Genomic DNA, 23372 nt, shown 5'->3' with positions numbered 1-23372 from the left:
GTACGTCGCCCCATGCATGCCCAGATCGTCCTGTTCGACGGCTTCGACCCGCTCGACGTGGTCGCGCCCTACGAGGTCCTGTACGCGGGAGGCACCGCGTCCGGCGGGGCGCTCACCGTCGAGCTGGTCTCCGCCGAGGGCCCGCGCGAGGTGGTGAGCGGCACCGGCGCCCTCACCCTGCGGGCCACCGGCACGCTCGACCCCCACGCCGCCGGCCTCATCGTGGTGCCGGGCGCCTCGGGCCGGGTCGGCGAACCCGGCGAGGTGCCCGACGTCGACGCGGGTGCGGGGGAGTGGCGGCAGGACGAGTTCGTACCCGTCCTGCTGGGCCGCGCCCTGACCACCGCGCTGCCCGCGCTGCTCAAGGAGGCGCTGGACGACCCGGCGGTGACCGTGGCCACGGTGTGCGGCGGCTCGCTGGTGCCCGCGATGGCCGGCCTGCTGGAGGGCCGCCACGCCACGACCCACCACCTGGGCATCGACATGCTCGACGCGACCGGCGTCCACGCGGTGCGCGCCCGCGTCGTCGACGACGGCGACCTGGTCAGCGGCGCCGGCGTCACCTCCGGTCTCGATCTGGGCCTCTACCTGCTGGAACGCGAACTGGGCCCGCGCATCGCGCACGCCGTCGAGACCCTGTTCGCCCACGAGCGCCGCGGCACGGTCTGGCGCGCCACGGGCCCCGCCCCGGCCGCGCTGTGACGTACGACCCTGCCTTTGTCCTCTTCTCCACCCCCGCCCCCATCACAGGAGTCCCACGCACATGACCGCCGACACCGACACCGACCGCGCCGCCTCCCTCGAGGGCGTCTGGGACCTGACCATCGCCACCCCCGTCGGCCGCATCAAGGCCGTCGTCGAGTTCCGCCGGCGGGACGGCTCGCTGGTCGGCGTCGCGTCCGGCGCGGGCGAGGACGTGCCGCTGAGGGACATCGCCGTCGACGGCTCCCACGTCACCTGGAAGCAGTCCGTCACCAAGCCCCTCCGGCTGAACCTCGCCTTCGCGGTCGACGTGGACGGCGACACCCTGGAGGGCGCCTCGCGGGCCGGCCGGCTGCCCGCCTCGAAGGTCACCGGGACACGCCGGCCGACGCCCGTGGGGGAGGCGGAATAGGGGACCGGGGGGCGCTGTTACACCTGCTGCCTGACATGCGCGAGTCATTCGACTCGGGCGATGACGGCGGAAGGAGCACCTCATGGCACGCAGCACGGCACGCCCGGTCGTCAAGCTGAAGTCCACGGCCGGCACCGGCGTCACCTACGTGACCCGCAAGAACCGTCTGAACGACCCCGACCGGCTGGTCCTGCACAAGTACGACGCGGTCGCCGGACAGCACGTCCTCTTCCGCGAGGAGCGCTGACGCGCGGACCGTCGCGCGAGGACGTCGACACACCCCGTTTCCGCCGCCGCTCCCGGCGGCGGAGGCAGCGAGAAAGGACACCCATGAGGCACGGCATCCACCCCGTCTCCCGGCCGGTCGTCTTCCGCGACCGCGCGGCAGGGTTCCAGTTCCTGACCCGCTCCACGCTCGACTCCGACAGGACGGTCGAGTGGGAGGACGGCACGACGTACCCGGTCGTCGACGTGGAGATCTCGTCGGCGAGCCACCCGTTCTACACCGGCACCGCCCGCGTCCTCGACACCGCGGGACGCGTGGAGCGCTTCGAGCGGCGCTACGGCACCGCTCGGGCCCGCGGCTGACCGTTCCGGCCGGCGGTTGCCGCTCCGGTCGGCCGTTCGACCCGGACGGCCCGCTGCTGACCGCCCCGGTCGGCCGCTGACCGGGACATCCGGCCCTCACCAGGGCCTTCCACCAGGAGTACGTGATGAAGGTACGCAAGTCCCTGCGCTCGTTGAAGGCCAAGCCCGGCGCCCAGGTGGTGCGCCGCCGGGGCGTGACCTTCGTGATCAACAAGAAGGACCCGCGTTTCAAGGCCCGCCAGGGCTGACGAGCCGCAGGTACCGACGACGTCCGGACGGCCCGGCACCGCAGTGCGCGGTGCCGGGCCGTCGGCGTGCCCCCGCACGATGAGCCGGCTGCACGATCGCCCGGCCGCACGATCGCCCGGCCGTGCGGGGTCCCCGTCGCGCGGCCAGGATGGAAGGGAGGTCGCGGAACCGGGCGGACGAGGCCGTCCTGGCGGGGCGAACGGCAGCCGGGAGGCGGGCATGACGGTGAAGCGGGTCGGCATGGTGGTGCACGGCGGACGCCCCGAGGCGGTGGCGGCCGCCGGCACGGTCCGTGAGTGGTGCGCGGAGCACGGCATCGCCTGCAAGGACGTCGACGTGTGGGCCGACGGCGGCCGGCACAGCGCCCGCCAGGAGGTGGCCGCCGCGGGCGACCCCGACCTGGTCGTCACCCTCGGCGGCGACGGCACCTTCCTGCGCGGCGCCCGGCTGGCCGCCGCCGCGGACGCCCTGATCCTCGGCGTCGACCTCGGCCGGGTGGGCTTCCTGACGGAGGTGCCCATGACGGAGGTGCGCGCCGCGCTGGACGCCGTGTACGAGGGCCGCCTCGACGTCGAGAAGCGGATGCTGCTGACCATGCGCGCCTCCCGCCGCCTGGAGGTCCCCTCGGACATCGAGGCGCTCATGCGCTACGGACGCGGCCCGCTGCTGCCGCCGACCAGCGTGCGCCCCGACTGCGAGACGGGCGGCGAGTGGGGCGTCCCGCTGGACGTGGCCGCCCTCAACGACGTGGTCCTGGAGAAGCTCGCCCGTGACCGCCAGATCTCCGTCGGCGTCTACATCTCCGGCCGGCTGCTCGCCTCGTACTCCGCCGACGCGCTGCTGGTGGCGACCCCGACCGGCTCGACGGCGTACAGCTTCGCCGCCGGCGGGTCGGTGGTGTCGCCGCGCGCGGAGGTGCTGGTGTTCACGCCGGTCGCCCCGCACATGACGTTCAACCGCTCGGTCGTGGCCGCGCCGGACGAACCCGTGGGACTGCGCGTCCTGGAGCGGTCCGGGCGGGCCGCCGTCAGCGTCGACGGCCAGGTCCGCGGCGTCATCGGCCCGGGCGACTGGATCGGCGTGTACGCCTCACCCCGCAGGCTGCGCGCCGTACGCCTCGGCCCGATGGACTTCTACGGCCGGCTGCGCGAGCGCATGAACCTGACCGACGCGCCCGCGGCGGTCGCCGACGGCACGCCCGCCCCGCTGTGGCCGGTGCGCAGCCCCCCGCCGGGCGACCTGGCCCACCTCGCCATGCCGGAACGCCCGGTCGCGCGGCCCTGACCCGGCGCCGACGGGAAGTCAGTGGACGAGGGCCTTGACGGTCGTCAGGTCCTCGCCGGTCAGCTCGGCGATCCGGTGCGCCGGCACCCCGGCCGCCACGGCACGGGCGAGCAGCGCCTCGCGGCCCTCGGCGCAGGAGCGGTAGGCGAGGAGTTCCTCCTCCATGCGTGCGACGTCGTACGGGGCGTTGAGCTGCCGCACGCGGCTCAGCTCCTCGTCCCCGAGGGGAACGGGCAGCCGCTCGGCGCCCTCCGGAACGGCCGAGGTCTCCTCCGGCGGCAACAGCCGCAGCCCCGGCGAGGTCACGGTCACACCCTGCGCCTCCAGCCACGCCCGCACGGCCGGGGTGTCCATGAACGCCGCGTCCTCCACGGCGGCGAGCGGCACCCCCAGCGACACGGCGGGGTCGTCGAACAGCACGATGTAGGCGTCGTCGGTCATGGTCGGTACCTCCTGCGTGTGGTCCCACTCCGGTGGACACCCTCTACCCCCCTTCGGGCGGTCCACGACAGGTGGGCGGCCCCCGCCGCGCCGGCCGGCCTCGTCCCCACCGTTCACCTGGTAGCCGGGGACGGAAGGCCAACGCACCGTCAGCACCACGGAGTCCGCCTCCGCGAACCACGAGTGATCGACCCCCCGGCCCCACACGACGTAGTCCCCCTGCTCGGCCAACAGGACGCTACGCCCGGGCAGTTCGACCCGGAAGCGCCCGCTGACGAGAACCAGGAGCGCGGTGCGCTCTTCACCGGTCACCCACCGGGCCCGCTCGTCACCCCGCGGGTGAACACCCCACTTGATCTCCACGTCCTCGCTGTGACGAGGGTCGGACACCTCCTTGAAGTGCCCCAGCAGCCAGCCCCGGTCCAGTGCGGCATCCTTGCCGGCATTGCCCACGTACACACGGTCGCTCATGGTCGCGGACGGTAGCAGCCGATCCGGTATCACGTGCTGTGGCAGCACCGGCCCCGGTAACGTGGCCCGAGCCGGAGGGGGATGTCTGTGTCTGCGAAGCCGCCGAGCCGTTGGGGTGTACTGACGCAGCGGGACTTCCGCCTGTTGTTCGTCGGTGAGACCGCGAGTGGCCTGGGGAACGGCATCACCGCGGTGGCTCTGCCGCTTGTCGCCGTGCTCACTCTGCACGCCACGGCCCTGGAGGTCGGATTACTTGCCGCAGCCGTATGGGTCCCGTGGCTGGTCGTGGGGTTACCCGCCGGCGCCTGGGTCGACCGGTTGCCCCGACGTCGCATCATGGTCGTCTGCAACCTCGTGTCGGCCGCGATGTACGCGAGTGTGCCCGTCGCCGGCTGGATCGACCGGCTGACGCTCACGCACCTGTTCGTCGTGGCGGTGGCCTGCGGCACCTCCGCCGTCTTCTTCAACACAGCCTGCCACGCGTACGTTCCATCCATCCTGGTGCAGTCGGATCTCGCGGACGGCAACGCGAAGCTCCAGGTGAGCGAAGCCGGAACCCGAGTGATGGGCAGAAGCGCGGCGGGCTTCACGGCCCAGGCGGTCGGCGCGACGACGGGACTCCTGCTGGACGCGCTCACCTTCCTCGTCTCCACGGCGTGCCTGCTCGGCATCCGCGCCCGGGAGGAGAAGCCCGCACGTCAGGGCGGAACGTCGTCCAGCTTGGTCCACGAGACGGGCGAAGGACTGCGCTTCCTCAGCCGTGACCCCTATCTGCGGCCCATCGTCGTCTACGGCGCCACCCTCAACCTGCTGCTGATGGGCTACCAAGCCGTGCAGATCGTCTTCCTGGTCCGGACGGTCGGGGTCGGCGCCGGCGCCGTGGGGCTGCTCGTCATGTGTTCCAGCCTCGGTGGAGTCCTGGGCGCGTTGCTCGCGACGCGGTTGTGCCGCCGGTGGGGCACCGCACGGGCACTGGTCCTCACCCAGGCGGTGGCCTGCCCCTTCGCACTGCTGTTACCCCTCACCACCCCCGGTCCGGGGCTGTTGTTCTTCGTCTCGGGGGCTTTCGTGCTCGGCGTCGGGGTGTCCGTGGCGAACGTCGTCGTGGGCACCTTCCGCCAGAGCTACTGTCCGCCGTATCTGCTGGGGCGGGTCTCGTCGGCCTCCATGGCCACCAATCAAGGCACGATCGCCATCGGCTCGGCTCTCGGCGGCTTCCTCGGATCGGTCATCGGCACGCGCCCCACCCTCTGGGTCCTGACGGCGCCCCTTGCGCTGACCTGGCTGCTCCTGGCGTTCAGCTCCGCGGGCAAGGCGCGTGAACTACCGCTCGCCGTCAACCCGGAACGGCGCACCGGACCTACGGCCGACGCGCCGTCCCCTGCGTGAGCACACGCCTGCTACGCGTATGCGTGGGGCGCGGCACCCCCGCCGCGCCCCACCCCGCCCGTAGCGACCCCTACCGCTCGTCGACCTCCCGGTCGAAGTCCCGCGCGCAGTCCTGCCGGTCGTTCTGGCTGTTCGCGTGCTCGACGCAGTCCTGGTAGTCCTTGAACTCGTCGCTGTTGACCACGGCCACGCCCAGCGCCAGCAGTACCGACGACACCACGAGGGCCAGTGCGCCCAGCACCGCGCCGATGACCGCCATCGTGCCGTTCGTGGCCACGCCTCGTCTGCTGCGCCGGAAGCCGAGCACGCCGAAGATCACGGCCAGCAGGCCCAGCACGATGCCGCCGATCGCGGTCCAGAACAGCAGCGCGCCCACGATGCCCAGGACCAGCGCCGCGATGCCGAAGCCGTTGCGCCGTTCACCCGTGCCCGCCGGCCCGCCGTGCCCCGTCGGCTGTCCGTAGCCCGTGCCGTCGTGTCCGTGCGTCGAAGTCATGTGCGCTCTCCGGGTGTTGAGGGGTCGTCAGTCGCCTGTGTCCCGTCCGTGTGCCCGGACCCGCCGCCCCCATGCCGAACCCCGCCGTCACCGGACGGGACGACGCCCGCGGTGCGCCGGTCGGCGTGATGCCTCCCACACGCCGGACCGGCCCTGTCTCGAATTCCGCCCTTGTACCCTGACCTGCACCCCCCTACGATGAATGCGCTTTCATCGCGCCGACCTAGGGATGCCCCCCGATGAGTACCGCCCCCACGGTGTACGACGTCGCCGAACGCTCAGGCGTGTCCATCGCCACCGTGTCCCGCGTCTACCGCAACCCCGACTCGGTGCGGGCGCAGACCCGTGAGCGGGTGCTCGCCGCCGCGCGCGACCTCGGCTACGTGCCCAGCGGCAACGCACGCGGACTCGCCAGCCGCTCCACCGGCGTGCTCGGACTCTGCTTCCCCGACTACGCCGACCCGGACACCGACGCCGAGGACGACGACGCGGCGATGCTCTACTCCGACCAGATCATCCGCGGCATGGAGCGCGCCGCCCGCCGGCACGGGTACGCCCTGCTCATCGCCGCCTCCCTCAAGGGCGGCCCGGAAAGCCTCGTCGCCAAGGTCGCCGGACGCGTCGACGGCTTCGCCGTGCTGGCTCGCACCGTGCCCACGGAGGAACTCGAGGGCATCTCCAGGCGCCGCCCCGTCGTCATGCTCGCCGGGCCCCGCGAGGAGGGCGACCACCTGGACCACCTCGACCACATCGAGGTCGCCAACTTCGACGGGCAGCGGGAGCTGACCCGCCACCTCGTGGAGGACCACGGCCTGCGCCGCCTCGCCTTCGTCGGCTCCGCCGAGGAGTCCCCGGACGTCGAGGCCCGCTTCCAGGGCTTCCTCGCCGCCTGCCGCGCCGCGGGCGTCGACACCCCCGACGAGCCCGCCGTGCGTGCGGACATGATGACCCAGGCCGAGGGCGCCCGCGCCGCCGACGCCCTCTGCGACCGGGACGGCGGGCCGCCGCAGGCCCTCGTCTGCGCCAACGACCAGATGGCCGTCGGCGCCCTGCACGCGCTGGAGCGCCGCGGCCTGTCCGTGCCGGACGACGTGGCCGTCACCGGCTTCGACGGCATCCCGCTCGGCCGGCTCGTCCGCCCCACGCTCACCACCGTGCGCCAGCCCATGCTGCGCATGGGGGAGGAGGCGGTCGAACTCCTCGTACGCCGCCTGAACGGCACGCCCGACGCCGACCCGGTGTCCCTGATGCTCCCCGTCACCGTCGCCCGCCGCGCCAGCTGCGGCTGCGGGCCGGAGGAGCAGACCGCCGTCGCCATCGGCGCCTGACGTCCCGCTGCATCCCGTGGCCCGCGCCCGCCTGACAGGCGTCACGCTCACGCCCCGGCGCGGCCCCCAACACCTCCACCACACCCCCCACACCACACCCCCACGGGACGTATCTCACACCCGCTTCCGTACGCCCCGCCCCCGGCCTAGGTTGCTGACAGGGCCCTGTGCCCATCCCCGGGGGTGTCCGCCTGCCGCGACGCACAGCGCGCGCGGGTGAACGCCCCCTTTCCGCGCCCGGCCAGGCGCACCCCAGCCGTTACCGGAGTGTGACCCAGCTCCCCCTTGTCACGGCGAAGCCCCTCCCGCAGAGTCATGTATGCGCTTACAGAATGCGCATACATCAGGAACGCTCGAGGAGGAGCAGTCCATGCACCGCGCCACACCTGCCGCGCTCGCCCTCACCGTGGCGTCCGCGCTCACCCTCACCGCCTGCGGCGGCTCCGGTGGCGCGGACGTGGACGCCGACGCCGAGCAGACGCTCACCGTCTGGGCCATGGGCACCGAGGGCGAGAAGCTCGCCGAGGTCGCCGACGGCTACGAGAAGTCCCACCCGAACATCACCGTCAAGGTGACCCCGGTCGGCTGGGACGTGGCGCACCAGAAGCTCGTCGCCGCGGCCGCCGCCGGCAAGCTGCCCGACGTCGTGCAGATGGGCGGGACCTACCTCGGCGAGTTCGCCGACATGGGCGTCCTCGAACCGGTCGACACCAAGACCGTCAAAAAGGGCGACTTCTTCCCCGCCGCCTGGGAGCAGGCCTCGTACGACGGCGAGACGTACGGCGTCCCCTGGTACGTCGACACCCGCGTCCTCTTCTACCGCACCGACCTCGCCCGCAAGGCCGGTCTCGCGAAGCCGCCCGCCACCATGGACGAGCTGCTGAAGGCCGCCCAGGCCTACCAGGACAAGGCGGAGACCAAGTGGGGTCTGTCCGTCCAGCCCGGCGGGCTCGACACCGTGCAGAGCTTCTACCCGTTCCTGTACTCCGCCGGCGGCGAGATCATCGACGAGGACGGCAAGGCCGCCGTCAACAGCCCCGAGGCGGTGAAGGCGCTCGAGACCTACGGCGAGTTCTTCGCCAAGGGCGTCAGCGAGAAGGCCGTCCGCCCCGGCTACGACGTGACCAAGGACTTCAACACCGGCGACGTGCCGATGTTCTTCGGCGGCCCGTGGATCATGTCGCTGCTCGACGAGAACTACCCGGACGTCAAGGGCAAGTGGGCCGTCGCCCCCGTGCCCGCCGACAAGGAGTCCGTGTCCATGGCCGGCGGCTCCAGCCTCGCCGTGTCCGCGGACAGCGAGCACAAGGCCGCCGCCCAGGAGTTCATCTCCTTCCTCACCGACGCCAAGGGCCAGGCCGACTGGTACGAGCGCACCCGTGACCTGCCCGCCAACCAGCAGGCCTGGACGTCCGGCGACCTCGCCACCGACCCCAAGCTCAAGGTGTGGCGCGCGCAGATGGAGACCGCCAGGACCACGCCGTCCCAGCCCCGGCTGACCGAGATCACCTCCAAGGTGGACTCCGCCATCGAGTCGGTCACCCAGGGCAAGTCCGGCGCCAAGGCCGCCCTGGACAAGGCGCAGGCCGAGATCGAAGGACTCGTGGAGTAACCGGCATGCCCTCCCTGACCAAGGCGGCCGCCGACCCCGCGGCCGCGGTGACCAAGACCGGCCCGGACGGGCCGCCGGGAGACGGGCGGCGCGCCCGCCGCCCGCTCGGCCGGCACAACCTCCACGGCTGGCTGTTCTCCACGCCGTTCCTGGTGCTGTTCGCCGTCTTCATGGCCTTCCCGATCGTCGCGACGCTCCTGATGAGCTTCACCGACTTCGGGGCCCGCCATGTCACCCGCCCGCTGGAGGCGGAGTTCGTCGGCCTGGAGAACTACACCAAGCTCTTCGAGGACGACCGGTTCCTCAAGGCCCTGTTCAACACGGCGTACTTCGTGGTCGTCGGCGTGCCGCTGACCGTCCTGCTCGGACTGCTGGTCGCGGTCCTGCTGAACAACGGCATCGACCGCGCCCGCACGTTCTTCCGGGTCGGCTTCTACGCCCCCGTGGTCACCGCCATCGTCGCGGTCGCCGTCGTCTGGCGGTTCGTCCTCGACCCGTCCGACGGTCTGATCGCGGGCCTCGCCGCCGAACTGAGCGTGACCGCGCCGGACTTCCTCGGCTCCGAGACCTGGGCCATGCCCTCGCTCATCGCCATGGCGGTGTGGCGCAACCTCGGCACCGTCATGGTGCTGTTCATCGCCGGCCTCCAGGCGATCCCCGCCGACGTACGGGAGGCGGCGCGGCTCGACGGCGCCGGCGCCTGGCAGGAGATGCGCCGCATCACCGTGCCGTTGCTGCGGCCCACCATGCTCTACGCCAGCGTCATCACCACCATCGGCTACCTCAACGTCTTCGAGGAGCCGTTCGTGATGACCCAGGGCGGCCCGTCGGACGCGACGCTGACGGTGTCCCTGGACATGTACCGCGAGGGCTTCAACTTCTTCCACATGGGCTATGCGAGCGCCATGGCGTACGTGCTGTTCGTGGTCGTCATGGGCATCACGGTGCTCCAGCTCCGACTGCTGAAGGACAACACCCGATGAGCGCCCCCACGGCATCCCCGCGCCCGGTGCCCGCACCGGCCCGCCCCCGCGGACGGGGCCGCGTCCGCACCCCCCTGCTCTACACGCTCGCCTCGCTCGGTCTGCTGGTGATGTCCGCGCCGTTCCTGTGGATGGCGCTGTCCGCCTTCAAGACCCGCCGTGACCTCACCGCGAGCCCGCCGGTGTGGCTCCCCTCCGAGTGGACGCTGAGCAACTTCACCGCCCTGCTCGACCAGCTCGACATGCCGCGGTACTTCCTGAACAGCCTGATCGTGGCCGTGCTGGTCACCCTGTGCAACCTGCTGTTCTGCTCCATGCTCGGCTACGCGCTGGCGAAGCTGGAGTTCACCGGCCGGTCCAAGGTGTTCGGCGTCGTGCTGGCCGCCCTCATGGTGCCCGGCAACCTGCTGATCCTGCCGCTGTACGTGCTGATGACCAAGCTCGGCCTCATCGACACCTACGCCGGCCTCGTGCTGCCCTTCGCGGCGGGGGCGTTCGGCGTGTTCCTGATGCGGCAGTTCATGCAGTCCATCCCCGACGAGCTGCTGGAGGCGGCCCGGATCGACGGCGCGGGCGAGTGGTACATCTTCTGGCGCATCGTGCTGCCGCTGGTGAAGCCCGCCCTCGCCACGCTGACGATCTTCACCTTCCTCGGCTCGTGGAACAACTTCGTCTGGCCGCTCATCGCGACCAACGACCCGGACAAGTACACCCTGCCGGTCGCCCTGGCCACCTTCGCCAACGATCCCAACCGGACCGTCGGCGGCGGCAACGGCATGCTGATGGCGGGCTCCCTGCTCGTCGTCCTGCCGGTCCTGTTCGTCTTCGTGGTCCTCCAGCGCCACTTCACGCAGGGCATCGCGACCGCCGGACTCAAGTGACCGGTCCCGCCGGCCCGTCGCATTGGCACCGCCCCACCCCCACCAGAGAGAAAAGGACGATGACGCGTACCTCCCTGCCCTTCCCCGACGGCTTCCTGTGGGGGGCGTCCACCGCCGCCCACCAGATCGAGGGGAACAACGTCAACAGCGACTGGTGGCGGAAGGAACACGACCCGGCGGCGAACATCGCGGAACCCAGCCTGGACGCCTGCGACAGCTACCACCGTTGGGAGCAGGACATGGACCTGCTCGCGGAACTCGGCTTCACCGACTACCGGTTCAGCGTCGAGTGGGCCCGCATCGAACCGGTGCCCGGCACCTTCAGCCACGCCGAGATCGCGCACTACCGGCGCATGGTCGACGGCGCCCTCGCCCGCGGCCTGCGGCCCATGGTCACTCTGCACCACTTCACCGTGCCGCAGTGGTTCGAGGACCTCGGCGGCTGGACCGCCGACGGCGCGGCCGACCTGTTCGCCCGCTACGTCGAGCACTGCGCCCCGATCGTCTCCGAGGGCGTCCGGCACGTCTGCACCATCAACGAGCCCAACATGATCGCCGTCATGGCGGGCGCCGCCAAGGCCGGCGACCAGGGCTTCCCGCCCGCGGGACTGCCCACCCCCGACGAGGACACCACCCACGCCGTCATCGCCGCCCACCACGCCGCCGTCAAGGCCGTACGGGCGATCGACCCGGACATCCAGGTCGGCTGGACCGTCGCCAACCAGGTGTACCAGGCGCTGCCCGGCGCCGAGGACGTCACCGCCGCCTACCGGTACCCCCGCGAGGACGTCTTCATCGAGGCCGCGCGCGGCGACGACTGGATCGGCGTGCAGTCCTACACCCGCACCAGGATCAGCACGGACGGTCCCGTCCCCGCCCCCGAGGACGCCGAGCGCACCCTCACGCAGTGGGAGTACTACCCGGCCGCCGTCGGCCACGCCCTGCGCCACACCGCCGACGTCGCCGGCCCCGGCATGCCGCTGATCGTCACCGAGAACGGCATCGCCACCGCCGACGACACCCGCCGCGTCGACTACTACACCGGCGCCCTGGAAGCCGTCTCCGCCGCCCTCGAGGACGGCGTGAACGTCCACGGCTACCTGGCCTGGAGCGCCCTCGACAACTACGAGTGGGGCTCCTACAGGCCGACCTTCGGCCTCATTGCGGTCGACCCGGTCACCTTCGAGCGCACCGCCAAGCCCTCCGCCGTATGGCTCGGCGGTCTCGGCCGCACCCGGCAGCTGCCGCGCGCCGAGCGCTGATCCCCGCGGCGCCGCAGTGCGCCGCTCCCCCCTGGCCCGGGAGCCGGTGGGCCCCTGACACCCACCGGCTCCCGCACCCCCTGCGCACCACATCCGCACCGCACCACATCTGCACCGCACCACACCCGCACCGCACCACACCCGCACCGCACGACGCCCCGGCGGCCGGCGCCGTACCGCCCGGCCGCACCCCGCCGTTCCCGAAGGCAGGAGCCGCATGAACCGTCGTACGTTCCTCACCACCGCCACCCTCACCGCCGCGGCCTCCGCGACCGCCCTCGCCGGCGCCGCGCCCGCCGCCGCCGGAGCCCGCACCGGCGCCGGGCGCGCCCCGCTCCGCACCTGGTTCGAGGCCACCCACCGCTCCCTCGACGCCATGACCACCGACTTCGGCCTCACCACCGACAAGATGGACATCAGCGGCGCGGGCGCCCCCGTCCTGTCGGCGCAGACCTCGCCCACCAACATCGGCTGCGGCCTGTGGACCACCGTCGCCGCCGCCGGACTCGGCGTCATCGGCTCCGACACCCTCCACCGCCGCCTGTCCCGCACCGTCGCCGCCGTCGAGAGGCTGGAGCGCGCGCACGGCTTCTGGTTCAACTGGTACGACGCGCACGACGGCTCGCTGCTGACGGCCTGGCCGGAGACCGGCGACCCGGTGCGGCCCTTCCTCTCCAGCGTCGACAACGCCTGGCTGGTCACCGGCCTGATGATCGCCGCCGACGCCGACCCGTCGCTGCGCCCCCGCGTCGCCCGGCTGCTCGAGGACGCCGACTGGTCGTACTTCTACACGCCCTACGACCCCGCCGACCCGGTCGCCGGACCCGGCCAGCTGCGCGGCGGCTACTGGCCCGACAAGCCCGGCAAGGGCGAGCCGACCGGCCACCACTACGGCGCCCTCAACACCGAGCCCCGCATGGCGAGCTACCTCGGCATCGCCGACGGCTCCCTGCCGCCGGAGCACTACTGGCACATCTTCCGCACCCTCCTGCCCGGCATGGGCCAGGAGCAGGAACCCGAGGGCGCCTGGGTCACGATCGACGGCGTCCGCGTGTGGCAGGGCCACTACACCCACCGGGGCCGCAAGCTCGTCCCCACCTGGGGCGGTTCCATGTTCGAGGCGCTGATGGTGCCGCTGTTCGTGCCCGAGCCCGACTGGTCCCCGCGCTCCTGGGGCGCCACGCACCACCGCTACGTACGCGGCCAGATCGACCACGGCCTGAAGGAGGCCGGATACGGCTACTGGGGCTTCTCGCCCGCCAACATCCCCGACGGCGGCTACAGCGAGTACGGCGTCGACGCCCTCGGCATGCAGGAGGAGGGCTACACATCCAAGGGCGTGGTCACCCCGCACGCCTCCTTCCTCGCCCTGCCCTACGAGCCCGCCGCGGCCGTCGCCAACCTCACCGCGCTGGACCGCGACTTCGGCGCGTACGACGACCGCTACGGCTTCCGCGACTCGGTGGACACCGCGACCGGCCGGGTGAGCGACTTCGTCCTCGCCCTCGACCAGGGCGTGGTCGCCGCCGCCCTCGCCCGGCAACTGCGCCCCGGCCTGCTGCAACGGCCGTTCCGCACGGGCGGCTTCCGCTCCCGCGTCAGGCCGCTGCTGGCCAAGGAGCGGTTCAGCATCTGACGGCGCGGGGGCGTGGGCTGGACGGTGCGGTCGTCGCGGGTCACACGGTGGGGTCGTTGGGATGCGTCTCCAGCTCCGTGACGACCGCGGTCATCCACGGCCACAGGGGCAGCGTGCCGAGCACCTCCTCGCGCAGCGCCGCCTCGTCCGCGGCACGCCACAGGCCGATGCTCCGCCGTTCCCCGACGGGCCGCCACAGGCGCGCCAGATGTCCGGAGGCCGCCAGCTCACGGGCGCGCACGGCCTCCCGGGCACGGACCCGGTCGACCTCGGCCGGGTCCGTGCCGTCCGGGACGGTGGTGGTCAGCTCCACCAAGAACTCCCGCATGTCGTTCTCCCTTCGTCGCTTCATGTCGCCTCGGGACTGCTGTCAGGACTCCGTGTGGGCTTCGGGACTACTGTCGACGCATGAGCGAAGCGTCCAAGCGTTCCGTCGTCGTCGAGCGGACCGGCGCCGGCCGGTTCACCGCCACCAACCCGCGCGGCGGGACAATCCGGTTCGGCACCGACGGGGGTGACGCCTTCACCCCCGTCGAACTGCTGCTCGCCGCCATCGGCGGCTGCTCCGCCGCCGACGTCGACGTCGCCACCGGCCGGCACGCCGAGCCGACCGCGTTCACCGTCGAGGTGACCGGCGACAAGATCAACGACGAGCAGGGCAACCGCATGACCGGACTGCGGGTCACCTTCCACGTCGCCTTCCCGGACGAGGACGGCGCCGACCGGGCCCGCGCCATCCTCCCGCGCGCGGTGAAGGCGTCCCACGACCGTCTCTGCACGGTCAGCCGCACCGTGGAGCTCGGCACGCCGGTCACCACCGAGATCGCGGAGGACTGAGCGCCCCGTCACGGACGCCGCCCTCGTCCGGGCGCCTGCGGGTCCGGCACGGCGGCCGGCCCGTCCGGCAGCGGGGGAGCGGTGGCGGGTACGGCCGCCGCCGTGCCGTGCTCGGCGAGCGGCCCGACGGTCAGTCCGGCGGCGCGCCGGCCCGCCACCAGGCCGGGCAGCGCGCCCAGCGAGGCCCGCCAGCATCCCGGCGCCGCCGTACGGTCCGTGTCGTGCAGCAGGACCGTGCCGCCGCCGCGCAGGTCCGCCTCCACCGTGGCCCGTACCGACGCGGGGGTGGCCGTCGCCGTCCAGTCCCGGCCCCAGGCCGTCCACAGCACCGGACGCAGCCCCGCCGCACGGGCGGCGGCCCAGCGGCCGGACGTCAAAATTCCGTACGGCGGCCGGTACCACCGGGGCGTCACGCCCGTCACGTCCCGCACGGCCTCCACCGCGCGGCGCAGGGCGCGCACGTCCCGCGCCGGCGCCGGCAGCCACGGCCGGTCGTGGCTCCAGCCGTGCACGGCCACCTCGTGCCCCTGGCGCACCGTCTCCCGTACGACCTCGGGATGCCGTACGACGGCGTCGCCGAGGACGAAGAACGTCGCCCGCACCCCGAGGCCGTCCAGCGCATCGAGGAAGCGGGGCGTCGACACGGGGTCGGGGCCGTCGTCGAAGGTCAGGGCGACATGACGCGGGTGCCCGACGCCGGCGAGACCGGGGGTGAGGCGTCCCCGGACCGCCGGCAGCCAGGTGGCCGCGGGACCGACGTGCGCCAGGGCGGCCCCGGCGAGCGGCAGTCCGACGGCCGCGGCGCGCCGCGCGGCGGCCCGGGGGACGGATACGGGCATGTCGGCGACCTCCTGCTCACACGGACGGCAGACCTCCGTCCGGCACGGTCCCGTGGCCGCCCCGGACGCGCGCGGCTCACGGCGGGCGGGTCACCTGCTGCTGCGCCTCGGAGCCGGGGTCGTCCCGCACCCTGGCCTGGTCCCAGCCGCCCCCCACCGACGGGGCGCGCGCCAGTCCGACGCTGCCCGCGCCCATCAGCACGACGCCGATCAGCTCCGGCACCACCCGCGCGCCGAGGTGGATCTGCTCCCCGAACAGCGCCCAGCCGAGGGCGACGCTGGTGAGCGCGTCGCCGAGGGTCAGCGCGGGCTGGGACGCGGCCAGCGTGCCCGCCCGGAACGCGGCCTGGAGCAGCAGGAACGCGATCACGCCCACCACGGCGGTGGCGTACAGCGGCCATGTCGACAGGACGGCGGCCGGACCGTCCGGGATCAGGCCGGTGACCTCCTTGAGCAGCGCGGCCGTCGCGGAGAACGACACGGCGGACGCCAGCCCCAGCAGCGCCGCGCGCGGCGCGCCCCGCACCGTGCGGGACGCCGCCACCAGCGACAGCACCACCGCCGTCACGGCCGCACCGGCCGGCCACCAGTGCCCGGGAACGGCCATGGACCGCCCGGACGTCGGCGACGCCGAGGTCAGGAAGAGCGACAGACCCGCCGCGAGGGCGACGAACGCCAGCCAGGTTCTCAGGTCCGGGCGGCGGTGGAAGACCAGGCTCCCCACCGCCAGGGTGAACAGCAGCTCGGCCGCCATCAGCGGCTGCACCAGTGCCAGACTGCCCACGCCCAGCGCCGCCGCCTGGAGCACCGTCGACAGCGCGAGCATCCCGGCGCCCGCCACCCAGTGCGGCCGCCGCAGCACGTGCCCCAGCCAGCGCAGCGCCTGCCGCAGCCCCGCGCCGCTCTCCGGCTCGTCGGCGGCGGCCCGCCGTTGCAGCACGGAGGCCGCGGCGTTCGCCAACGCCGCGAGAAGCGCCAGGACCACGGTCAGCACGCCGCGGCGCCGCTCATCCGAACGTGGCGGCCAGCCGCCGGTACAGCCCCGGCGCCGCGCCGCGCACCCTCGCCGGAACACCCAGCCACCGGGGGACGTGCACCTCGTCCCGCCCCCGGACCACGGCACGCCACACGGCGTCGGCCACCCGCTCCGGCGGCACCGGCCGGGGCCGGGTCCGCGCGTAGGGCGTGCCGCGCCGCTCGAAGAACGGCGTGTCCACCACCCCCGGCACGACGAGGCTCACGCCCACCCCTGTGCCGCGCAGCTCGAAGCGCAGCGCGTCGGCGAACACCGCCACCGCCGCCTTCGACGCCGAGTAGACCGCCTCGCCCCGCACCCCGACGGCCCCCGCCAGCGAACCGACGAGCACCACCCGGCCCGACCCCGCCTCCAGCATGTGCGGGAGCACCTGCCGTACCAGGCGCAGCGTGGTCAGCAGATTCACCTCCATCACCTCGTCGAAGGCGCGGCGCGTCATCGTGGTGAACTCACCGGCCCAGCCCACCCCCGCGCACGCCACCAGCAGATCGAGGTGTCCCACCTCGTCCAGCGCGAACCGGGTCAGCCGCCGCTCGGCGGCCGGCCGGGTGAGATCCTCCGGAAACACTGCGGCCGGCGCGTGCGCGGCGGTCTCGGCCAGCCGCCGCGGGTCACGGCCGTTCAGCACCAGGGTCCACCCCTCCGCGGACAGCCTGCGCGCCACCGCCGCGCCGATGCCGGAGGAGGCGCCCGTCACCAGGGCCGTGCCGGGGCGCCGCGCCGCCGCGCCGGGAGACTCACGGGTGTCGTCGGGGAACAGCGCCGGTGTCCGGACGTCGGAGGCGCCGGGCGTGCCGGCGCGGGAGGGTGCGTGGGGCATGGGCTGACCTCGGCTGCTGGGCGGACACCGGAAGCGGCCGGCTGGACCACTCCCGGCGTCCGGGAGGGGGTGAGCCCGGAGTATCCAGGCCAGGGACGCCCGAAACGCCCCGCGGGCGTTTCACCGCTGCGCCGACGGTGACTCAGCAGACGTGCTCCCGTCCTCCCCGGCCCCGCACCGGGGCGCCGCCCGTCAGACCGGCGCCCGCCGCGTGCTGGTGCTCAGCGCGAGCATGGGCGCCGGCCACGACACGGTCGCCCGCGAACTCGTCCGCCGCGCCCGCGCACAGGGACACCAGGCGGAGACCGTCGACCTGATGCGACTGCTGCCGTACGGCACGGGCTCCGGGTTGCGCGCCTTCTACCGGACGTCCGTACGCCACGCCCCCTGGGTGTACGACGGCCTCTACCGGGCGTTCCTGCGCCCCGGCGACCACACCCGCCCCAGCGGCGTGCCCCTCGCCCGGCTCGCCGCCGACGGGCTGGACCGGCTCGTCGCACGCACCGGCGCGGACCTGGTCGTGCCCGTCTTCCATCTGGCCGCGCAGCTCACCGGCCACCTCAGGACACTGGGCCGGCTGCGCGTCCCCAGCGCCGTGTTCGTCCTCGACTTCGCCGTGCACCGGCAGTGGCTCCACCCGGGCAACGACGCCTGCTTCTGCCTCACCGACCAGGCCGCCGACGCCGTGCGCAGGGCCGTCCCCGGCACGCACGTCGAGACCACGGGCCCGGTCGTGTCACCCGACTTCTTCGCCCCCGCCCCCGCCCCCGGCGCGGACGGCTGGCGGCGGCGGTTCGAGCGGTACGCCCCGGGCCGGCCGCCCGTGCTGCTGTCCGCGGGCGCCTGGGGAGCAGCCGCGGGGCTCGGCGAGACCGCCCGCCTGCTGGCCGGCGCCGGCTACCTCCCCGTGGTGCTGTGCGGACGCAACCAGGCCCTGCGGTCCCGCACCGCCCGCCTGCCGGGCGCGCTCGCCCTGGACTGGGTGACCGACATGCCCGGTCTGCTGCACGCGGTGTGCGCGCTGGTGGACAACGCGGCGGGCCAGACCGCGGTGCAGGCCCTCGCCGCAGGCCTGCCGGTGGCGGGCCACCGCCCGCTGCCCGGCCACGGCGCGGACGGGGTCCGCCGGATGGCGGAACTGGGCCTCACCGAGCCCGCGGCCGACGGCCCCGCACTGCTCGCGGTCCTGGACCGGCTCATGTCGGAGGACGCCGACGAGCGCCGCCGCAGGGCGGCACGGGACCGCGCGGTCTTCCGCGCCGACGTGATGGAGCGGGCGGTCGCCTTGACGGGGAGGCCGGCCCCGTCGGCCGGTCGGCCGTGACGTCCCGGGACCCGGACGGAGCGGACGCGTGTGGGCCGATCGGCGCCCGGCTCGCTCCGGCGCCGCTCCGCGCCCGACCTCTTCGCATGGCTCCGCGCGTGGCGCGCTCAAGCGTCACTCCGCGCCGTCAGGCCCGACGTCGCTTCACGGAGGCCCGTTCCCCGCGCCGCTCCGCGCCGGCCTGTCCCCGCGTCCACGCGTGACTTCGCGCCACTCCAAGCCGGGCGTGCTCCGGCGCCGCTCCGCGCCGGCCTGTCCTCGCGTCCACGCGTGACTTCGCGCCACTCCACGCCCGGTGTGCTCCCGCGCCGCTCCGCGCCGGCCTGTCCTCGCGTCCACGCGTGACTTCGCGCCACTCCACGCCCGGTGTGCTCCCGCGCCGCTCCGCGCCGGCCTGTCCTCGCGTCCACGCGTGACTTCGCGCCACTCCACGCCGGGCGTGCTCCCGCGCCATTCCGCGCCGGCCCGTTCCCGCGTGGCCACGCGCCCGGACCGTCCCGCGTGACTCCGCGCCCGGCGCGTTCCCGCGTCGCCCCGTGCCCGCCGCGCTCCCGGGCTGCCCGGCCCCTGTCCCGCGCCCGCCGCGCCCCCGCGCCCGCCCCGCCCGACCCCCGGCCGGCAGGCGCCACGTGGCTCCGCCTCACCTCACGCCCACCCGCTCCCGTTCCCCCTCGTGCTGCCGGTGTCCGATGTGGAGAAGGCCGTGGTGGGTGAGGAGCCAGTGGCCGAACAGGGCGCCGCCGTAGACGACGAAGCCCACGCCGATCAGCCAGGACTCCACGACCAGGACCACGCCGACCGTGCCGTAGCTGAGGGCGTTGTCGACGATCAGCGGGGTGAAGACGTAGTACGAGAAGATTCGCAGGCCGATCAGGCCCACCATGGTGGCGACCGCGCCCGGGAGCAGGTCCCGCCAGCGGACCTGGCCGCCGAGCAGGAAGCGCTGCCCCCACCAGAAGAACAGCACACCGGCCGCCGTCGACAGGGTGATCCGCTCCGGCCCGTACAGCAGCGTGCGCGTGCGCACCTCCTGGTACAGGAACGCGGTCAGCACCGCCAGCCACAGCGCCTGCCGCCACACGCGGTGCCACGGGCCGGGCGGCAGCCGCCACACACGCTCGTAGCCGTTCTGGACGCTGCCGCCCAGGGCGACGCCGAACACGGCGAGCGCCAGACCGCCCCACACACTCGTGGTGCCCACCACCTTGCGGGGCGGGTTGAAGATCTCCGTGAGCACCCGCGCGGAGCGTCCGGTCAGGCCCATGCCGTCCGCCAGCCAGGTCGCGAAGCCGCCCCGGCCGAGGGGGTCCGCGGCGGCGACCACGATCAGCAGCGGCGCCAGGGTCACCAGCGCGAGCGTGGCGAAGCCCGTGGCCCGGTGCATCAGCTCCAGCTCACGGCCCCGCGTCATCAGGGCGTGGGCGCCCACCCACCTCCAGCTGTTCTGGAGCACACCGAGGTACCGCCTCACGGTGCCCCTCCTTCGCCTGCTCGGGCACGCGCCGCGACGTGACCCGCGGCGGGACCGGACGGACTCGTGCCACGCCGGGGGCGGACCGGGGTGCCGTACGGCGCCCGCTCCGCTCTCCCCGCCCATCATCCGGTGACGGCGACGGGGCCTGCCACTTAGCCCGGCCCGGCCGGGACCGCCGGACACCCTCCCGCACCGTCCGTGCGCCGCGGCGCCTGGGCACGGCTCAGCGGCGCGTGTCCCCGCCGACCGTCACCCGTTCGCCCGGGCGGCAGCGCAGGATGCGGCCGCCGTGCCCGCGCCGCGCGACCTCGGCGAGGAAGTCGGAGAGCGGGGAGCGGAAGACGCCGTAGTCGTCGTGGTGGACGGGCAGCGCCCGGTGCGGGCGGATCACGTCCAGCAGATCGGCGCCCTGCCCGGCGTCCATGGTGACGAGCAGGCCGCCGGGCAGCGTGGTCCCGCCCAGGTGCAGCACCGCCAGATGGATGTCGGGGTACCGTCGGGCGATCTCGCGCAGCCCGTCGAACATCAGCGTGTCGCCGGACATGTACAGGACCAGGCGGATCCGGCCGGAGCGGTCGCCGAACTCCAGCAGACTGCCCATCACCGGGGGCAGCAGACGCCGGGCCGGACCGAGGGCGTGCCGGCCGGGCAGCGCGGTGACCCGGACCAGCGAGTCGCCGCGCAGCAGTTCGTGGCTCTGCCAGGTGCGCAGGCCCACCGCACGGTGGAAGCCGAACAGCCCCTGGAGGACGCGGGAGGCGTGCGGGGTCGTCAGGAACGGCAGCCCCCGGTCGAGACCGCGCCGGGCCACCCGGTCGAAGTGGTCGCCGTGCAGATGCGACAGCACCACCGCGTCCAGATCCGCGTGGGGGAGATCGGCGACGTCCACGGCGGGTTCGGTCAGCCGGCGCGAGACGAGCCCGTGGCCGAGGTGCGCCACCTGCCCGCGGTGCAGGAAGTTGGGATCGGTGAGCAGGGTCAGGGTGCCGTAGCGGATCAGCAGGGTGGCGTTCCCGATGAACCGCACCCGCACGGTGCCCTCGGGCGGTGTGCGCTCCACGGCGATCTCCCTCCGCCGTCCCGGGCGTCCCCGAGCACGACCCGGGCGTCCCCGAGCACGACCCGGCGTCCCGAGCACGACCCGGGTGGCCCCTCGCGGCCGTCCTACACCTGGAGACGGGCGCCTGCGTCACCGCCGGGGCCTGCGCCACCGCGACGGCTCAGACCACCCCCACCCCCGACCACAGCAACCCCGTCACCGCCAGCCCCGCCACCACCAGCGCCGCCCGGAACGGCCACCGGCTCCGTCGCCCCGCCGTCCGCGCCGCCGTGCCCGCCACGGCCACCGCGCCCGCCGCGGCCGCCAGCCAACGCCCTGCCGTGCCCGCCGGGCCGGGCGGCCCCGCGACGACCATGCCCACAGCCGCCAGCATCACCAGTGGCGCCAGCCACCGGCAGACCGTACGGCCCAGCCGCTGCGGCAGCCCCCGTACGCCCGTCGCCAGGTCGTCCTCGATGTCCGGCAGCACGTTCACCAGATGCGCCCCCACGCCCAGCAGCGACCCCGCCGCCACGACCCACCAGGCGGGCCAGGCCGGCCGCGGCAGTGCGAGGGTGACGAACACCGGGAGCGAGGCGAACCCCACGGCGTACGGGAGCGGCGACAGCGGCGTGTGCTTCAGCCGCAGGTTGTAGCACCAGCCCGCCGCCACGCCCGTCAGATGCGCCGCCGCCGCGCCCGGCCCGCCGAGCAGCGACAGCGGCACGCACAGCACCAGCGCCGTCCGCGCGGCCACCGCCACCGTCCGCGCGGACAGCCGTCCTTCCGGGACGGGCTTGTCCGTGCGGCCGCAGGCCGTGTCACGGGCCGCGTCGGCCGCGTCGTTGCTCCAGCCCACCGACAGCTGCCCGGCCAGCACCGCCGCGCCCACCGCCGCCGCACCCGCCGGGCCGTGCCCCGCCGCCACCGCCAGCGCGGTCACGAACGCCGTGACGGCCAGCGCCGGCTCGGGGTGGCAGCAGCGCAGCAGGGCCGGGAGACGGCGGGGCGGCGTACGCGGAAGAACCCCGGACGGGTGGTGGGACACGGGTGCAAGGTAGCCGGGCGGCCGATGCGAGGAAGTCATTACGGACATGCGTGTCCCCCTCATCGCCGAACCGGCCGTCGAACAGGCCGTCGAAACGGCCACCGAACCGGCGCCCGCCGCCCCTCCGCCCCCGGACTCGGCGCCGGTGACCACCGTCGCCGCCGTGCACACCGCGCTGCCGCCCCACCGCTACCCCCAGGACCGGCTCACCGAGCCCATCGGCGACCTGTGCCTGGCCCCGGGCGCCGACCGCGCCCTGCTCCGCCGACTGCACGCCTCCTCCGGTGTGCGCACCCGCCATCTCGCCCTGCCCATCGAGCGGTACGCCGCCCTGCGCGACTTCCGCGAGAGCAACGAGGCGTGGCTGACGGCGGGCCTGGACCTGGCCGGACGGGCGCTCACCACCGCGCTGGACCAGGCCGGGCTCGCCCCGGCCGACGTCGACCTGCTGGTGTGCGCCTCCATCACCGGCGTCGCCGCCCCGTCCCTGGACGCCCGGCTGGCCGGACGCATCGGCCTGCGGCCGGACGTCAAGCGGCTGCCGGTGTTCGGGCTGGGCTGCGCGGCGGGCGCCGCCGGCCTCGCCCGCGTCCACGACTACCTGCGCGGACACCCCGGCGGGACCGCCGTGCTGCTCACCGTCGAACTGTGCTCGCTGACCCTCCAGAAGGGTGACGGCTCGCGCGCCAACCTGGTCGCCGGCGCCCTCTTCGGCGACGGAGCGGCGGCCCTCGTCGCCCGCGCCACCGGTACGCGACCGGAAGCGGGACCCGAAGCGCCGTCCGGGCCCGCCGTCGTCGCCACCCGCAGCCACCTCTACCCGGACACCGAGCACCTCCTCGGCTGGGACGTCGGCGCCGGCGGCTTCCGCGTCGTGATCGACCCCGGCGTCCCCGCCCTGGTCCGCAGCCACCTGGGCGCCCAGGTGCGCGGCTTCCTCGCCGAACACGGCCTGGACACCGGGGACATCGGCGCCTGGGCGTGCCACCCGGGTGGTCCCAAGGTGCTGGAGGCCGTGGCCGACGCGCTGGCCCTGCCCGACGACGCCCTCACCCCGTCCCGGCGCTCGCTCGCCGCCGTCGGCAACCTGTCCTCCGCCTCGGTCCTGCACATCCTCCAGGGCTTCACCGAGGCCCACCGGCCCGCGCCGGGCACCTGGGGACTGGTGCTGGCGATGGGCCCGGGCTTCGCTTCCGAACTCGTCCTGCTGCGCTGGTGAGG

Annotated in this window: 25 protein-coding genes and 1 pseudogene; 16 read left to right on the top strand and 10 right to left on the bottom strand. The window is 74.2% G+C overall.

All coding sequences use genetic code 11. The features are described 5' to 3' along the window. Nucleotides 1-12 precede the first annotated feature (12 nt). The 6 genes from ACFOSY_RS05685 (at nt 13) to ACFOSY_RS05660 (ending at nt 3235) form a co-directional block, all read left to right on the top strand. Nucleotides 13-702, top strand: a complete 690-nt coding sequence (locus tag ACFOSY_RS05685) for a DJ-1/PfpI family protein (RefSeq protein WP_394305602.1) — start codon at nt 13-15, stop codon at nt 700-702. Between the two features lie 61 nt (nt 703-763). Then, the gene (locus tag ACFOSY_RS05680) at nt 764-1114 is read left to right on the top strand and encodes a hypothetical protein (RefSeq protein WP_394305601.1); all 351 of its coding nucleotides are present in this window, start codon (nt 764-766) and stop codon (nt 1112-1114) included. A gap of 82 nt (nt 1115-1196) precedes the next feature. Continuing rightward, nucleotides 1197-1361, top strand: a complete 165-nt coding sequence (gene rpmG / locus ACFOSY_RS05675) for a 50S ribosomal protein L33 (RefSeq protein ID WP_394305600.1) — start codon at nt 1197-1199, stop codon at nt 1359-1361. An 83-nt stretch (nt 1362-1444) separates the two neighbouring features. Then, on the top strand, nt 1445-1702 hold the full coding sequence (locus ACFOSY_RS05670) for a type B 50S ribosomal protein L31 (protein WP_006130959.1): 258 nt from the start codon (nt 1445-1447) through the stop codon (nt 1700-1702). Between the two features lie 125 nt (nt 1703-1827). Beyond that, nucleotides 1828-1950 (top strand): type B 50S ribosomal protein L36, encoded by a 123-nt coding sequence (gene ykgO / locus ACFOSY_RS05665; RefSeq protein WP_006130958.1) that lies wholly within the window; start codon nt 1828-1830, stop codon nt 1948-1950. A gap of 220 nt (nt 1951-2170) precedes the next feature. Beyond that, nucleotides 2171-3235, top strand: a complete 1065-nt coding sequence (locus ACFOSY_RS05660) for an NAD(+)/NADH kinase (protein ID WP_394305599.1) — start codon at nt 2171-2173, stop codon at nt 3233-3235. An 18-nt stretch (nt 3236-3253) separates the two neighbouring features. Here ACFOSY_RS05660 and ACFOSY_RS05655 read toward each other — a convergent pair whose 3' ends face one another. Beyond that, a complete protein-coding gene (locus ACFOSY_RS05655; protein ID WP_006130956.1) occupies nt 3254-3676 on the bottom strand; it encodes a DUF6003 family protein in 423 nt (140 codons plus the stop codon). Nucleotides 3677-3781: 105 nt separating this feature from the next. Then, nucleotides 3782-4147: pseudogene (locus tag ACFOSY_RS05650) on the bottom strand (signal peptidase I); the annotation flags it as partial. An 81-nt stretch (nt 4148-4228) separates the two neighbouring features. Between ACFOSY_RS05650 and ACFOSY_RS05645 the strand changes: the two are divergent. Beyond that, the gene (locus tag ACFOSY_RS05645) at nt 4229-5536 is read left to right on the top strand and encodes an MFS transporter (protein ID WP_394305598.1); all 1308 of its coding nucleotides are present in this window, start codon (nt 4229-4231) and stop codon (nt 5534-5536) included. A 70-nt stretch (nt 5537-5606) separates the two neighbouring features. Here ACFOSY_RS05645 and ACFOSY_RS05640 read toward each other — a convergent pair whose 3' ends face one another. Further along, on the bottom strand, nt 5607-6032 hold the full coding sequence (locus tag ACFOSY_RS05640) for a DUF4190 domain-containing protein (protein ID WP_394305597.1): 426 nt from the start codon (nt 6030-6032) through the stop codon (nt 5607-5609). 239 nt (nt 6033-6271) lie between these two features. Here ACFOSY_RS05640 and ACFOSY_RS05635 point away from each other — a divergent pair, with 239 nt between their 5' ends. The 6 genes from ACFOSY_RS05635 (at nt 6272) to ACFOSY_RS05610 (ending at nt 13734) form a co-directional block, all read left to right on the top strand. Next, on the top strand, nt 6272-7360 hold the full coding sequence (locus ACFOSY_RS05635; protein WP_394305596.1) for a LacI family DNA-binding transcriptional regulator: 1089 nt from the start codon (nt 6272-6274) through the stop codon (nt 7358-7360). Between the two features lie 370 nt (nt 7361-7730). Next, nucleotides 7731-8972 (top strand): sugar ABC transporter substrate-binding protein, encoded by a 1242-nt coding sequence (locus tag ACFOSY_RS05630; protein ID WP_394305595.1) that lies wholly within the window; start codon nt 7731-7733, stop codon nt 8970-8972. Between the two features lie 5 nt (nt 8973-8977). Then, entirely contained in the window at nt 8978-9955 is a 978-nt protein-coding gene (locus tag ACFOSY_RS05625; RefSeq protein ID WP_394305594.1) for a carbohydrate ABC transporter permease, read from the top strand. Next, a complete protein-coding gene (locus ACFOSY_RS05620; protein ID WP_394305593.1) occupies nt 9952-10836 on the top strand; it encodes a carbohydrate ABC transporter permease in 885 nt (294 codons plus the stop codon). The genes ACFOSY_RS05625 and ACFOSY_RS05620 overlap by 4 nt, the downstream gene beginning before the upstream one ends. A gap of 59 nt (nt 10837-10895) precedes the next feature. Continuing rightward, nucleotides 10896-12098, top strand: coding sequence for a glycoside hydrolase family 1 protein (locus ACFOSY_RS05615; protein WP_394305592.1), 1203 nt, complete (start codon nt 10896-10898; stop codon nt 12096-12098). A gap of 217 nt (nt 12099-12315) precedes the next feature. Further along, nucleotides 12316-13734, top strand: a complete 1419-nt coding sequence (locus ACFOSY_RS05610) for a glucoamylase family protein (protein ID WP_394305591.1) — start codon at nt 12316-12318, stop codon at nt 13732-13734. 40 nt (nt 13735-13774) lie between these two features. On the opposite strand, the gene ACFOSY_RS05605 is transcribed toward ACFOSY_RS05610, so the two are convergent. Beyond that, entirely contained in the window at nt 13775-14062 is a 288-nt protein-coding gene (locus ACFOSY_RS05605) for a muconolactone Delta-isomerase family protein (protein WP_369161546.1), read from the bottom strand. Between the two features lie 80 nt (nt 14063-14142). Here ACFOSY_RS05605 and ACFOSY_RS05600 point away from each other — a divergent pair, with 80 nt between their 5' ends. Next, nucleotides 14143-14571 (top strand): OsmC family protein, encoded by a 429-nt coding sequence (locus tag ACFOSY_RS05600; protein WP_394305590.1) that lies wholly within the window; start codon nt 14143-14145, stop codon nt 14569-14571. Nucleotides 14572-14579: 8 nt separating this feature from the next. Here the strand turns inward: ACFOSY_RS05600 and ACFOSY_RS05595 are convergent, their stop codons facing one another. The 3 genes from ACFOSY_RS05595 to ACFOSY_RS05585 form a co-directional block, all read right to left on the bottom strand. Continuing rightward, nucleotides 14580-15410 (bottom strand): polysaccharide deacetylase family protein, encoded by an 831-nt coding sequence (locus ACFOSY_RS05595; protein ID WP_394305589.1) that lies wholly within the window; start codon nt 15408-15410, stop codon nt 14580-14582. A 76-nt stretch (nt 15411-15486) separates the two neighbouring features. Next, nucleotides 15487-16404, bottom strand: a complete 918-nt coding sequence (locus tag ACFOSY_RS05590; protein ID WP_394305588.1) for a DMT family transporter — start codon at nt 16402-16404, stop codon at nt 15487-15489. A 13-nt stretch (nt 16405-16417) separates the two neighbouring features. Beyond that, entirely contained in the window at nt 16418-17266 is an 849-nt protein-coding gene (locus ACFOSY_RS05585) for an SDR family NAD(P)-dependent oxidoreductase (RefSeq protein ID WP_394305587.1), read from the bottom strand. A gap of 151 nt (nt 17267-17417) precedes the next feature. On the opposite strand from ACFOSY_RS05585, the gene ACFOSY_RS05580 reads away from it, so the two are divergent. Next, complete coding sequence (locus ACFOSY_RS05580; RefSeq protein ID WP_394305586.1) at nt 17418-18590, top strand: MGDG synthase family glycosyltransferase; 1173 nt, start codon at nt 17418-17420, stop codon at nt 18588-18590. Nucleotides 18591-19230: 640 nt separating this feature from the next. Here ACFOSY_RS05580 and ACFOSY_RS05575 read toward each other — a convergent pair. The 3 genes from ACFOSY_RS05575 to ACFOSY_RS05565 form a co-directional block, all read right to left on the bottom strand. Further along, nucleotides 19231-20001 carry a ribonuclease BN gene (locus ACFOSY_RS05575; RefSeq protein ID WP_394305789.1) on the bottom strand — a complete coding sequence of 257 codons (771 nt, stop codon included), beginning with the start codon at nt 19999-20001 and terminating at the stop codon, nt 19231-19233. A 286-nt stretch (nt 20002-20287) separates the two neighbouring features. Next, nucleotides 20288-21124: an MBL fold metallo-hydrolase gene (locus ACFOSY_RS05570; protein WP_394305585.1), complete on the bottom strand. Its 837-nt coding sequence runs from the start codon at nt 21122-21124 to the stop codon at nt 20288-20290. A 160-nt stretch (nt 21125-21284) separates the two neighbouring features. Further along, complete coding sequence (locus ACFOSY_RS05565; RefSeq protein WP_394305788.1) at nt 21285-22190, bottom strand: UbiA family prenyltransferase; 906 nt, start codon at nt 22188-22190, stop codon at nt 21285-21287. A 106-nt stretch (nt 22191-22296) separates the two neighbouring features. Here ACFOSY_RS05565 and ACFOSY_RS05560 point away from each other — a divergent pair, with 106 nt between their 5' ends. Continuing rightward, a complete protein-coding gene (locus ACFOSY_RS05560) occupies nt 22297-23370 on the top strand; it encodes a type III polyketide synthase (protein WP_394305787.1) in 1074 nt (357 codons plus the stop codon). The last annotated feature ends 2 nt before the right edge of the window (nt 23371-23372 follow it).

The organism is Streptomyces lusitanus (genome assembly GCF_042647945.1).
Lineage (GTDB): Bacteria > Actinomycetota > Actinomycetes > Streptomycetales > Streptomycetaceae > Streptomyces > Streptomyces pseudogriseolus.
Note: the sequence above shows the minus strand (reverse complement) of the source record. Positions and strands in the feature narration are given on the sequence as shown.